12 protein-coding genes are annotated in these 13,015 nt (G+C 35.3%); 11 read left to right on the plus strand and 1 reads right to left on the minus strand.

The features are described 5' to 3' along the window. The first annotated feature begins 86 nt into the window (after window positions 1–86). The 11 genes from O5640_RS00800 to O5640_RS00850 all read left to right on the plus strand — a co-directional run bounded on the left by O5640_RS00800 (window position 87) and on the right by O5640_RS00850 (window position 10,958). Window positions 87–812, plus strand: a complete 726-nt coding sequence (locus O5640_RS00800) for a phycocyanobilin:ferredoxin oxidoreductase (protein WP_269612663.1) — start codon at window positions 87–89, stop codon at window positions 810–812. Beyond that, window positions 806–1,723, plus strand: coding sequence for an efflux RND transporter periplasmic adaptor subunit (locus tag O5640_RS00805; RefSeq protein WP_420063692.1), 918 nt, complete (start codon window positions 806–808; stop codon window positions 1,721–1,723). The genes O5640_RS00800 and O5640_RS00805 overlap by 7 nt, the downstream gene beginning before the upstream one ends. Further along, a complete protein-coding gene (gene devC / locus O5640_RS00810; protein ID WP_269612665.1) occupies window positions 1,723–2,898 on the plus strand; it encodes an ABC transporter permease DevC in 1,176 nt (391 codons plus the stop codon). The genes O5640_RS00805 and devC overlap by 1 nt, the downstream gene beginning before the upstream one ends. A gap of 34 nt (window positions 2,899–2,932) precedes the next feature. Beyond that, entirely contained in the window at window positions 2,933–3,625 is a 693-nt protein-coding gene (locus O5640_RS00815; RefSeq protein WP_269612666.1) for a DevA family ABC transporter ATP-binding protein, read from the plus strand. 37 nt (window positions 3,626–3,662) lie between these two features. After that, a complete protein-coding gene (locus O5640_RS00820) occupies window positions 3,663–3,818 on the plus strand; it encodes a hypothetical protein (protein WP_011293689.1) in 156 nt (51 codons plus the stop codon). A 90-nt stretch (window positions 3,819–3,908) separates the two neighbouring features. Next, complete coding sequence (locus tag O5640_RS00825) at window positions 3,909–4,841, plus strand: glycosyltransferase family 2 protein (protein ID WP_269612667.1); 933 nt, start codon at window positions 3,909–3,911, stop codon at window positions 4,839–4,841. A 138-nt stretch (window positions 4,842–4,979) separates the two neighbouring features. Continuing rightward, the gene (rpsB, locus tag O5640_RS00830; RefSeq protein WP_011293691.1) at window positions 4,980–5,672 is read left to right on the plus strand and encodes a 30S ribosomal protein S2; all 693 of its coding nucleotides are present in this window, start codon (window positions 4,980–4,982) and stop codon (window positions 5,670–5,672) included. A 57-nt stretch (window positions 5,673–5,729) separates the two neighbouring features. Continuing rightward, window positions 5,730–6,386 (plus strand): translation elongation factor Ts, encoded by a 657-nt coding sequence (gene tsf, locus O5640_RS00835; protein ID WP_269612668.1) that lies wholly within the window; start codon window positions 5,730–5,732, stop codon window positions 6,384–6,386. 2 nt (window positions 6,387–6,388) lie between these two features. Then, complete coding sequence (locus O5640_RS00840) at window positions 6,389–7,588, plus strand: adenylate cyclase (protein WP_269612670.1); 1,200 nt, start codon at window positions 6,389–6,391, stop codon at window positions 7,586–7,588. Next, window positions 7,561–10,101: an ATP-dependent DNA helicase RecG gene (recG, locus tag O5640_RS00845; protein WP_269612671.1), complete on the plus strand. Its 2,541-nt coding sequence runs from the start codon at window positions 7,561–7,563 to the stop codon at window positions 10,099–10,101. Before O5640_RS00840 ends, recG begins: the two co-directional genes overlap by 28 nt. A 101-nt stretch (window positions 10,102–10,202) precedes the next feature. After that, entirely contained in the window at window positions 10,203–10,958 is a 756-nt protein-coding gene (locus O5640_RS00850; RefSeq protein ID WP_269612672.1) for a M15 family metallopeptidase, read from the plus strand. Here the strand turns inward: O5640_RS00850 and O5640_RS00855 are convergent. After that, on the minus strand, window positions 10,895–12,700 hold the full coding sequence (locus O5640_RS00855) for an NADPH-dependent assimilatory sulfite reductase hemoprotein subunit (protein WP_269613768.1): 1,806 nt from the start codon (window positions 12,698–12,700) through the stop codon (window positions 10,895–10,897). The two genes, O5640_RS00850 and O5640_RS00855, sit on opposite strands and share 64 nt — an antisense overlap. Between the last annotated feature and the right edge of the window lie 315 nt (window positions 12,701–13,015).

Genomic DNA, 13,015 nt, shown 5'->3' on the forward strand with positions numbered 1-13,015 from the left:
TAATAATATAATATTGTGTAAGCATAGTTATAAATAAACATTTCCTATGAATCTTAACCAAATCCGTTTAGCTTGAGTTATTAGTTTTGGAGTCAGGTTTTTGCACTCAAAGTAAATTGAATCCTCTTTTGCTTGAGGCTTTCGAGATTATCAAGAATAGAATCAATTCGTTGACTGATGTAAAACCTCTATACATTGACCCTAAGTCGAGCAAGATTTACAGCAATTTAAATGAGGAGGAATTATTTATTATCAATGAGTTTTTTCAAGCAAAAGGCTTTAGAAAAATTCATTTAGAAGTTGCAAAGCTTGGAAAATCATTGGAAATACTCCATTGCGTCTTTTTCCCTGATCCTTGTTATGAGCTTCCTATATTTGGTGCTGATTTGGTAGTTAATTCAAATAATATTTCCGCTGCCATAGTTGATTTGTCACCTGTTGGGAAACATTTGCCTGATTCCCTGATTCCTCAAATGAGATCATTAAAAGTCCCTAAATTCAATGAACCTGGGAAGTTGCCAGAATGGGGGTTTATCTTTTCTCCGTATGTATGCTTTATTCGTCCAGTTGATGTTCTCGAAGAAAAATTATTTTTAGAACTCATTGATCAATATTTGTCACTACTATTATCTTTACTAGTTAGGGTAGATGCAGACGAAATTAATTCGTTGGATTCAATGGAAAGACTTAATTATCAAAAACGATATTGTTTGAATCAAAAACGAAATGATAAAACCAGGGGGATTTTAACCAAATTTTTTGGTTCGCGTTGGGCAGATGAATATATCAATAAAATTCTTTTTGAATGTTAATTATGTCAAAGCTTTCATCTTTAAAATTTTTATTCCTTCTAGGTATTACACCATTATGCCTAGTATTTATTAGTGGATGTAATAATAAAGATTTAGAAGTAAATCAAACTCTCAAGGATATTGAAGTTGTCGATAGGATTGAAGGTGTTGCTGCTTTGGGCCAATTAAATCCTTTCGGCGAAGTAAGGAAATTAGCAGCACCCACTAGTGGAAAGGGCGGTACTCCAAGGTTGTCTAAATTATTAATTCGAGAAGGGGACTCTATTAACAAGGACCAAATCTTAGCTGTTTTTGATAACCGTCCTAAACTTGAAGCTAATTTGAAATCTGCGGAAGCTAATTTAAATATATTAATGAGTGAAATCAGTATAAAAAAAAGAGAAATTAATAGATATCAAATCCTTGTTGATAAAGGAGCAGTCGCTGCAATTGTTTTAGACAAGATGAAAGACGATTTGTTTATTTCACAGACCAGGATTTTAAAGCTTAAATCAGCTATCGATGCAATTAACGTTGATTTAGAACAAACACAATTAAAAAGTCCAATTGATGGAATTGTTCTTCAAATCTTAGTTCGGGAGGGAGAGAGACCAAATTCGTCTGGTGTAATTAATGTTGGCGCTAATCAATCAATGGAAGCGCTTATTGAGGTATATGAATCCGATATCGATAGAGTTCAATTGGACCAAACTGTTGATTTGATTAGTGAGAATGGAGGATTTATTGGGTCTTTAAGTGGACAAGTGAGTTTGATTAGCCCTCAAGTCAGGCAAAGAAGAGTGCTTTCAACTGATCCAACCGGCGATGCTGATTCAAGGATTGTTGAGGTTAGAGTCAAGCTTGATAATTCATCGGCTAAAAAAGTTTCTCACCTAACTGGAATGAAAGTTATTGCTCGTTTTCAGCCGTAGTGGAATTAAATAATTTTTTTAAAAAAAGAAAAATTCCCCTTGCTTGGCTTTTGCTGACAAGACAACCCTTAAGAATATTTGTAGCTATTGCAGGAATAGCATTTGCTGGAATCTTGATGTTTATGCAATTAGGCTTCAGAGATGGTTTGTTTGATGCAAGTGTTACTGTTCATAAGTTATTTGACGCAGATTTGGTATTAATTAGTCCTCGCTCAAAAAGTTCAATAAGTATGAGTGGGTTTCCACGAAGAAGATTAGTTCAAGCAATGGCGCACAGGGATGTTATTGGAACAACTGCTGTCAATTGGAATTTTCTGCTTTGGAGAAACCCTGAAAATTTATCTACAAGATCTATTCTTGCTTTAGGATTTGAGCCGAATAAGCCATTATTAATTGATTCTGACTTTGAGAGAAAGGCTAAAACTTTAAAAAATAAAGGAAGAGTTTTGTTCGATGATCTTTCCAGAGATGAATTTGGGCCTATATCTTCCTGGTTTGAATTAGGGCGTTTAGTTGAAACTGAAGTCGCAGGTAAACGAGTAAGAGTTTCAGGGATAGTTAGTTTAGGTCCTTCCTTTGGAGCAGATGGGAATTTAATAACTAGCAGTGAGACATACTTAGAATTATCTCCAGGTAATCCTAACGGAAGTATTGAAATTGGTTTAGTAAGGCTAAAGAATGGATCTGATATTGAGAAAGTTGTACGTTCTTTAAATTTTAGTTTACCTAGTGATGTCAGGGTTATGTCTTTGAAATCTTTTATAGAATTTGAAAAAAATTACTGGAAAAGTAGTACATCGATTGGTTTTATTTTTACCTTGGGTGCTGCAATGGGATTTATTGTTGGTTGCGTTATTGTTTATCAAATTCTTTATAGTGATGTCAGTGATCATTTACCTGAATATGCGACCTTAATGGCTATGGGTTATAACTTAAGAAGCTTATTAGGAGTTGTAGCTAGAGAAGGATTTATTTTATCGATTATGGGATATATACCTGCTTATGTTTCAGGACAAGCTTTATATGCTTTAGTTAGATCTTCAACTAAATTACCTGTTGAAATGAGTTTTAGTAGAGCATCAATTATATTTTGTTTGATACTTTTTATGTGTATGGGATCAGCTTTAGCGGCAATGAAAAAATTGGCAGATGCGGATCCTGCAGAAATATTTTGATCAATAAATCGAATGTTTTAGATTTACATAACCTATGAAAAATAAAATTAATAATACTTTAAATATTGGTTCATTGAATCATTGGTATGGGCATGGAGAAATGAAAAGGCATGTTCTTCAGTCTGTCTCAATGGAAATTTCCCGTGGCGAGGTTGTTTTACTAACGGGACCTTCTGGATGTGGAAAAACTACTCTTTTAACTCTGATTGGGGCTCTTCGTAAAGTTCAAGACGGTGATCTTAGAGTCTTTGGTAAACAACTTTTTGGAGCCAGCAGAAAAACTAGACAGAATCTTAGAAAAAATATTGGAATGATTTTTCAGGGGCATAATCTTTTGAGATGTCTTACCGCTGAACAAAATGTTCAAATGGGTGCTGACCTTTTAGATGGTTTTTCTTATAAGGCTCGAAGGGCCCAATCTAGAGAATGGCTTAGAGCTGTTGGGTTAGAAGACCATTTGTCTAAGCTGCCACATGATTTATCAGGTGGGCAAAAACAGCGAGTTGCTATTGCAAGAGCTCTTGCAGCCAGACCAAAATTATTATTAGCTGATGAACCAACATCTGCATTAGATAGTTCAACTGGTAGAGAAATTGTTGATTTGTTAAAAAAACTAGCTTTAGAGCAATCCTGTTCAGTGTTGATGGTTACTCATGATCCAAGAATATTGGATGTGGCAGATCGTCTCTTGCGAATGGAAGATGGCCAAATATTGCCTTCTGTTTAGTAAATTAGATATATATCAAAAATTTTAGGAATTTAGTATGTCCAAAAGACGAAATCTTAAGAAAGAGAAGCAAGAGAGAAACCGAGCTTATGCAAGGAAATTTAAAAAACGCAAGCTTCGCAATGATGGCAGGGGAGAAGGTGCAGGTAATGGTGTTACAGGCACTGCAAATAATGGTGGAGCTGCCGATTAATAATTCGCTATTCAAATTAAGAAATATTCTTTTTAAATCCTTTAATTTAAAGTGTTTGAACCAACCTTTTGATTTTATTTTTAATTAAGGATGTTAATTAGCGTTGTTATACCAACTTATAACAGACTTCCGATACTAATAAAGTGTCTAAATGCACTGGAAAATCAAATTCTTAATGGTGAAATTTACAATTTCGAAATTGTAATTGTCGATGACGGATCAACAGATGGAACAGTTGATTGGCTAAAGAATAATATTGAGTCTTATCCTCATTTAAGACTTTTTGAACAAACCCATGGCGGTCCTGCTCTAGGAAGAAATCTTGGAGTAGAAAAGTCAAAAGGTGATCTAATTGTTTTTATAGATAGTGATCTAGTTGTAGATAGATATTTCCTAATGAATCACGTTGACTCCTTGGGCATGGCTTGGAAAAAGCTCGGAAATAGAAAATGTTTTACCTATGGATCTGTTATAAATACTTCCAATTTTAATAATCCAAATTCTGAACCTTTTAAACTTCAAGACTTGTCTTGGGCTTACTTTGCAACTGGAAATGTTGCTATTGATAAAAATATTTTAGAAATATCAGGCCTTTTTGATCCCTCTTTTCGTCTATATGGTTGGGAAGATTTGGAATTGGGCGAAAGACTAAGAAACATGGGAGTTAAGCTTGTCAAATGTCCAAGAGCTATTGGATATCATTGGCATCCAGCATTAGCTCTTGATCAAATTCCTCAGTTGATTCAAATTGAAAAAGAGAGAGCAAAGATGGGATTAGTTTTTTATCGTAAGCACCCCACTTTAAGGGTAAAATTCATAATCCAATTCACTTTGTTTCATCGTTTTCTTTGGGAATTTTTAACTTTTGGTGGACTTATTAATACAAAGACACTTAGACCTCTCTTGTCTTTTCTAATAAAAAATGGTCAATCCGCTTTGGCTATGGAATTGTTAAGACTTCCTCTTAATTTGATTGGAGTGAGACAAATTTTTAGAGAAGCATCATTAATCGGCCTTCGGTGATCCATAGTTTGTTAGATTAATAAAGCAATTTAAAACCGCACACCTGACTGTTTCGGGTGATAAATAAAATTTGATTATTTAATCATCTTTTATGTTATCCCTGTTGGGTGGAGGCGAACCCGGAACCCACAAAAAAACATGGCTGTAGTTTCTCTCTCAGAGATGATGGAAGCTGGTGCTCACTTTGGACACCAGACAAGAAGATGGAATCCCAAGATGTCTCGATACATCTATTCTGCTCGTAATGGGGTTCATATTATTGATCTAGTAAAAACTGCTGTTTGTATGAACAGCGCCTACAAATGGACAAGAGGGGCTGCAAGAAGTGGTAAAAGATTTCTTTTCGTAGGTACTAAAAAACAAGCTTCAGAAGTAGTTGCTCAAGAGGCTATTAGGTGCGGAGCCTCCTATGTCAATCAAAGATGGTTAGGTGGGATGCTTACAAATTGGACAACAATGAAAGCAAGAATTGATCGATTAAAAGATCTTGAAAGAATGGAATCAAGTGGTGCTATTGCAATGCGCCCAAAGAAGGAAGGTGCTGTTTTACGTAGAGAATTAGAGCGATTGCAAAAATATCTGGGTGGACTTAAAGGTATGAGACGTTTGCCTGATGTAGTAGTTTTAGTAGATCAAAGGCGAGAAACAAACGCTGTTCTAGAGGCAAGAAAACTTGATATTCCATTAGTGTCAATGCTTGACACTAATTGCGATCCAGATCTCTGTGAAATTCCAATACCTTGTAATGATGATGCTGTCCGATCTGTTCAACTAGTTTTGGGTAGATTAGCTGATGCCATTAATGAAGGCAGACATGGCCCTAATGAGTAGTTAGTATATTTATTTAATAGAATTCTTATTTACTTTTTCTCACTATCACAAAATAAAATGGCGGAAATAACAGCTAAAATCGTTAAGCAACTGCGAGACAAGACATCCGCAGGAATGATGGATTGCAAAAAAGCCCTTATCGAAAATAAGGGAGATATGGAAAAGTCTATTGAATGGTTAAGACAAAAAGGTATTGCCAGCGCTGAAAAGAAATCAGGAAGAGTTGCTGCTGAGGGCGCTGTAGGTAGTTACATCCATACAGGTTCTCGTGTAGGTGTACTTCTTGAATTGAATTGCGAGACTGATTTTGTTGCTAGAGGAGATTTATTCCAAGGCCTTTTGAGAGACTTATCTATGCAAGTAGCCGCTTGCCCAAGTGTCGAGTATGTAAGCGTTGACCAAATCCCAGAATCAATTGCGAACAAGGAGAAAGAAATAGAGATGGGAAGAGATGATCTATCCGGTAAGCCTGATCAAATAAAAGCTAAAATTGTTGAAGGAAGAATAGGTAAGAGATTAAAAGAAATGGCTCTCTTAGAACAACCATTTATAAAGGATAGTTCAATAAACGTTGAAGAGTTGGTAAAACAAGTCGCCGGTAAAATAGGAGAAAATGTAAAGGTTCGTAGGTTTACGAGATATACTCTCGGAGAGGGGATTGAGGTTCAAGGATCTGACTTTGCAGAAGAGGTCGCATCTATGACTTCAAGTTGATCTTGTCTGAAAAAAACTATTCAATTGAATCTGATTTTGATCCTTTAGATCAAATAAGTTTACTTAAACAAAAATGTAATAATATATCTCCTTATTTATATAGGGCAAATTCTTTTTATCTAGATGAACTAAGAAACTTCCTACCTCAAACTATAAAAACTTCATTATTCTCGCTCATCACAGAAAGGCTTGGAGATGATTTTGGCTTTTCAACAGTCAGCTCTAGAAAAACATTTCAGTTGAAAATAGATAAATTAGTTTCAGATAATATGTCACTAATAACAATTGAACATTTAAATGAACTGGCTAAGAAAATTGATGAAGAAAATATTCAACAATTAAATAATGTAAAAGATGAAATGTCAAATGCACTACATATGAAAAATGATTCTGAAAAATCAGAATCATTTAGTAATGCTAATTCAGTTAATATAAGTTTCATGCCGCCTTTGGATAATTTATCAATTACTGAAGGATGGACTGGAGAGTTAAAAGCTCCATATTCAATAGATGTTAAAGAACCTTATCTGAAAAGTAAAATATCAGAAAGTGACGATATAATTAAGGATATAACTAATGAATTTGATTCATTAAAAGATGATGTTAAGAGTTCCGATACTTTTAATTTGAAAAGTAAAGATATTGAGATTTTACAGTCTATATTTGCATTGACAGATGAATCTATTTCAAGTGACTTAGATTCCAAAACAGAAGACTCATCTCATGAGCCTAGCTCTTATGAGGATGTAAAAAACAATCGATTTTTACCACAATCACCAATTGGATTATATGAGTGGATGATTTCTATCGATACAGCTTTGGTAAGAAGATTGCGTGATCTTTCGCATTCTATTAATACTGAGCTTTTAAAATCTGGCTTGGTAAATACACTTGTTCCAATTAATATTTTAGATGCTGCTTTATCAGGTCAATTAATATCCTCTAAGTCTATATCCAATATTCTAACTTTTAAATTACCAACGAATAATCCATTAGCCTCTGGAGGGTTAGAGATTGATTGCTTGCTAATCACTCCTTCTGATATGGAATTTGATAATCCCAGACTAAGAAAAATTAGAACTAATATTAAACATTATCAAAACGTACTATTGGGTATGATCAAACAACAACGTTACTGGCAAGGTCGCTCAATAGCGGAAGAGGTTAAAAAAGAATGGTGGAAGGATACAACAAAAATATAAGCAACACTGATTCAAAATCTACTCCTTATAGCCAACGAAGTGAACTAATAGCTTGGATTCGATCTTTACAACAAGCTTTAACAGTTGAGGTCGATCACGGGTTTACTGATATTAAAGGGAGAACAAACAAATTTTCTTATTTTGTAAGTGGATATTTATTACGCGGTCCTTCCACACTTTTTCAAGAGTCTGATTTTTCTAAATTAAAGGATTTGGCTATCCGTTATGAGGAATATTCAACTATGTCTACAGACGATAGACGTAGACTAATAGTTCAGACGAGGCAGACTCTTCATGATCTATACAAATATGACGAAGGTGTAGAGAAAACAGAGTCAAAAAAATTAAAGATAAGAAGAGCACATGATTCTATTATTTATCAAAGAAGTTCTTTGACAAATATATTAAGTTTAGGAAGCTCTATTTCCGCTATTAAAGGGGTGGGCCCAAAACAAGCAGAGAGATTGTCTGTATTGGGTCTTATATTAATTCGTGATCTCATAAATTATTTCCCACGTGATTATGTTGATTACACTTCATTGAAAACAATAGATAAAACTCAAGCAGGTCAGAATGTGACAATCGTCGCAAAAGTGAGACGATGCAGTTCTTTTAAAAGCCCTAAAAACCCAAATCTTTCAATTCTGGAGTTATTTATAAAAGATAGAACAGGAGGAATGAAAGTTACTAAATTTTTTGCAGGTCGTCGTCGTAGCAGTATTGCCTATGTAAAATCTCAACAAAGTTTGTATGCTGTTGGTGCAACTGTTGCTGTAAGCGGGTTAGTTAAGGAAAGTAAATATGGAAAATCATTAAATGATCCATTAATAGAAATTATTGATAGTCCCAATAGTTTTTTAAAGTCTAGAACTATTGGTCAAATTTTCCCGGTTTATTCTTTAACCGAAGGTATTACTGCGGATAAATTCAGAGATCTAATACAATCGATTCTCCATTTGACGTCTGAGATAAATGATCCACTCCCTCAAGGCACCTTAAAAAGACTAGATCTACCTACTAAGAAGGAAGCTTTTTTTCATATTCATAATCCTGAGGATTCAAAAACTTTGGCTAGAGCAAAAAGAAGAATTGTATTCGATGAATTCTTACTATTGCAACTTAGTCTTCTTTTAAGACGCGATTTACATAAGAAAAGTGATTCCCCTAAATTAAGTATCGAGCCAAGTATTGATAGCCTAGTTGGAAAATTCTTAAGCACTCTTCCTTTCTCTCTAACAGATGCTCAAAAAAGAGTTTTAAAGGAAATTAAATCAGACATAGTCAAAGCTGAACCAATGTCTAGATTATTACAAGGTGATGTTGGTAGCGGAAAAACTGTTATTGCTATTTCAGCACTCCTCACTGCAGTTCAATCAGGATGGCAGGGTGCTTTTATGGCCCCAACTGAGGTCCTTGCTACACAACATTATCAAACACTCAGTAAATGGATTCCACAGATTGAGTTGAATGTAGATCTGTTAACTGGTTCTACACCCAAGTCTCGTCGTAAACAAATTCTAACTGATTTAGCAAATGGCTCTACAAAAATTCTTGTGGGAACTCATGCATTATTTGAAGATCCAGTTGTCTTTGAGCGACTTGGACTTGTAGTTGTAGATGAGCAACATCGTTTTGGGGTTAAGCAGAGGAACAAGCTTTTGAACAAAGGATTACAACCCCACTTGCTAACGATGACTGCTACACCCATACCTAGAACCTTGGCGCTTACTTTGCATGGTGATCTAGATGTTAGTCAATTAGATGAGCTTCCACCTGGCCGAACTCCTATCAATACTCAGCTGATATCACCAAAAGAAAAAACTTATGCATATGATTTAATCAGAAGTGAAATTAATAAAGGACATCAAATTTATGTTGTTCTACCTTTAATTGAAGAATCCGAGAAACTTGAACTTAGTGCAGCTATTGACGTACATCATCATTTGTCTACTGAAATTTTTTCAGATTTTACTGTTGAATTACTTCATGGCAAAATGAAGAGCGTAGAAAAACAAGAAGTTATTAAGAATTTTCTCAATAAAAAAAGCGATATACTTGTCTCTACCACAGTTATAGAAGTTGGTGTAGATGTTCCAAATGCCAGTGTGATGCTAATAGAGGATTCTGATCGTTTTGGTCTTGCTCAATTGCATCAATTAAGGGGACGAGTGGGAAGGGGAGCCTCCAAGTCTTACTGTCTCCTAAGTCATCAGAATAAAAATAAATTATCTCGACAAAGATTGGAAGTCTTGGTGAATTCTAATGATGGTTTTGAAATTTCTGAAATTGATTTGCGTTTTCGTGGACCTGGACAAGTTTTAGGTACAAAACAATCAGGCTTACCTGATTTTGCTCTGGCATCACTAGCTGATGATGCTGACCTACTTGAACTTGCAAGGAATGAGGCTCGAAATATTTTAGATTCCGATCCTATGCTTACAAATAACTCAAAGCTTCGTTTGCTCATAAAAGAACAGTGGGAGAAATTTAAAATTGGTAATAAATTAAATTAATTTTTTATTATTTATCACTATTGAACTCATTTATTTTTACGGTTAAAATTTAATAAATATTTTTTACGTTTGAAATTTTATACTCATTTTTTCTATAAATCATGAAGTTGAGACCTTGGAACAATATAAAAATAAATGAATGTAATGAGCCTTTGATTTCAATTCCAGAAACCATATTTCGATTAAAACCACATCCTTATATGTCGTTAGGTGCTCCATATTCTAATGGAGCAGATCCATGGGTTTTACGCAGGAGTGTTTTGAAAAGATTAATTCAAGCGCAGCAATATCTTTCCGAGATTAATCCTCAATTACAGTTGGCTTTGTTTGATGCCTGGAGACCAATAGCTGTCCAAAAATTCATGTTTAATCACACTATCAAGGAAAATTGTAGATTGAAGGGGATTGAGATAAATGATCCCTCTGCTAATAGAGACATTACTGATGTAATTGAAGAGGTTGGTCGTTTCTGGGCAAAACCATCATCTAATCCTCTTACGCCTCCTCCTCACAGCACAGGTTCAGCTATTGATTTGACTCTTGCCGATATGAGTGGTAATCCATTAGATCTTGGCGGAGAAATTGATTTTATTGGCGCTGAATCAACTCCTGATTTTTATAAGAAAGACTATTCCATGACGCCTAGCTCAAAATATCAAGTTTTTCAAAAAAGAAGATCCCTTTTATATTCAGCAATGTCACAGGCTGGATTTGTTCAACACCCAAACGAATGGTGGCATTTTAGCTATGGAGATCAATTATGGTCTTGGTTAAGTAAGAAAGGTAATCCTATTTATGGAGCAGCACTTGAGGTAAGTAAGGACATTACACTTTTAGATCCAAGTTTAGTTACATGATCTCCAAGGCTTGATGAACCCCCAGTATTTTTCCAGCTAAGAAATAATGGTTCTAATGTTTTCTCTAATTCATTAATAGACATCTTTTGTAAATATGGCGTTGCCAACCTTTGTAAATCAGTGCTACCACCAAGCCATAGTTGGTATTGATTTAAACCACTACCAACAAGAGCTAATTCTGCCATATATGGGCGGGCACATCCATTGGGACAACCTGTAACTCTTATTAAGATTGATTTATTTATCTCTAGGATTTTTAATTGATTGTTAATCCGTTCTAAAAGCTCTGGTAAGAATCTCTCTGCTTCTGTCATGGCAAGTCCACATAAAGGAAGAGCTGGACATGCCATGGCATGTCTGGCCAATGGATCAGGACTTCCTGGTTCATTAAAACCTATTTTAATTAGTGCATTCTTTACACTGGCTTTTTGATAATTTCCGATGTTGCACAATAAAAGATCTTGGTTAGGAGTTAAGCGTACATCCAAGGCATATTTTTCAACTATATTTCTAAGTCCTTTCTTTACCTTCCCTGTAAGCCTGCCTGATAATACTGGTAGCCCAACAAACCATAATTTGTCAGATTGTCGATGCCAGCCTAAATAATCTTCAAGTATTGTATCCCCTTCGTGCTTAAGAGTGTCAATTCGTTTTGTAAAATATTTAGTTGTTAACTGCTTCTTAAACCAATCCACACCCATGTCATGCAAAACATATTTAAGTCTTGAGTGTCTTCTCGTTTTTCTATCTCCATAATCTCTTTGAAGAGCGAGAATAGATTGAACAAGCTCTAATATGTATTTACCTTCTACAAAACCAATGGGATCTGCGACCCTCGCGAATGTCGTATCTAAGTTGTGTGTTCTACCCATACCTCCTCCTACGTAGACATTACATCCTTCTAGAACTCCTTTTGCATTCGTGAAAGTCACTAGACCTATGTCATGAGTAAGGATATCTACAGAGTTATCTCCTGGTACTGTAGTTGCGCATTTGAATTTTCTTGGCAAGTAGGTTGCACCATACAAAGGTTCGTTTTTGTCCCCACTAAATACACCATGATTTCGTTGCAGCTTTCTGCTTTTTTTTACTTCAGGCGATGGCTTAATAGCATATTTCATCTCGCCATCAACCCATAAATCAATGTATGTTTTCTCTGCTTTTTGGGGTGATAAAACATCGGCAATATCATTAGCTAATTTTCTCGCAGCGGGATAAGATCCTTTTTCGTAAGGGGCCGCTGGAGCCATTACATTTCTATTGACGTCTCCACAAGCCGCTAGGGTAGATCCCATCGACTTGACGATTGTTCCTATTACTTCTTTAATATTGTCTTTTTTTATGCCATGCATTTGGAAACATTGACGTGTGGTCGCTCTAAGCGTTTTATTGCCTAGTCGATCAGATAGATCATCTAATGCTATAAAAAGGGGGCCTGGGACTAAACCAGCTGGATTTCTTAGCCTCAGCATCATTTGCCAATCTTTACCTGTGCCACCTCTTTTTCTATGTTCCCGATCATCTTGTTGATAACTACCATGAAATTTTAGTAGTTGTACTGCATCGTTTGTAAAGTGATCGCTGTCGTTTATCAATTCACTTTGAAGAGGCTGACTTAAGTAATTACTATCGGCTTTAAATTGTTCAAATTTCGCTCGAGGGGAATTGTTAGCGATGCAAGGTGAAGGAACAGTCTCTTCTTTTTCTAAGGAATTTTTACTTTCATTTTCTTCAAAATTCATCAAAGCTTCAATAGCTGCATTACTGAATCCAGCATCTTTTAAATCTTTTTCTATATTTTTAGGAGCTTCTATTGAATTACTTTTTTTAATCGCCTCGAGTCTTATTCCTTTAGGTAATGATTCATTGATCTGGTCTGCTTCTTCTTCTCTGAGCTTTTCATCGAATTTTTGTTGAATAGCTATTTCTGCTGAGCTTATATTCTTTTCGGCTTCTTCTTTTGTGTTACCTATTTTTTTTACAACATCACATGTTCCAAAAGCATCCCTTAATTTACCTCTTGGTACAGCAACCCTGAGGTAAAAACCAGATCTTCC

Origin of the sequence: Prochlorococcus marinus str. MIT 0912, from assembly GCF_027359595.1 — a bacterium.
Classification (GTDB): Bacteria; Cyanobacteriota; Cyanobacteriia; order PCC-6307; family Cyanobiaceae; genus Prochlorococcus_B; species Prochlorococcus_B marinus_C.

Bases quoted from the DNA above. Each gene is read 5' to 3' on its own strand.
- rpsB (WP_011293691.1), top strand. From the start codon at position 4,980: ATGGCTGTAGTTTCTCTCTCAGAGATGATGGAAGCTGGTGCTCACTTT.
- recG (WP_269612671.1), top strand. From the start codon at position 7,561: ATGGTGGAAGGATACAACAAAAATATAAGCAACACTGATTCAAAATCT.
- O5640_RS00805 (WP_420063692.1), top strand. From the start codon at position 806: ATGTTAATTATGTCAAAGCTTTCATCTTTAAAATTTTTATTCCTTCTA.
- O5640_RS00815 (WP_269612666.1), top strand. From the start codon at position 2,933: ATGAAAAATAAAATTAATAATACTTTAAATATTGGTTCATTGAATCAT.
- O5640_RS00850 (WP_269612672.1), top strand. From the start codon at position 10,203: ATGAAGTTGAGACCTTGGAACAATATAAAAATAAATGAATGTAATGAG.
- O5640_RS00825 (WP_269612667.1), top strand. From the start codon at position 3,909: ATGTTAATTAGCGTTGTTATACCAACTTATAACAGACTTCCGATACTA.
- O5640_RS00820 (WP_011293689.1), top strand. From the start codon at position 3,663: ATGTCCAAAAGACGAAATCTTAAGAAAGAGAAGCAAGAGAGAAACCGA.
- tsf (WP_269612668.1), top strand. From the start codon at position 5,730: ATGGCGGAAATAACAGCTAAAATCGTTAAGCAACTGCGAGACAAGACA.
- O5640_RS00855 (WP_269613768.1), bottom strand. From the start codon at position 12,700: ATGAATTTTGAAGAAAATGAAAGTAAAAATTCCTTAGAAAAAGAAGAG.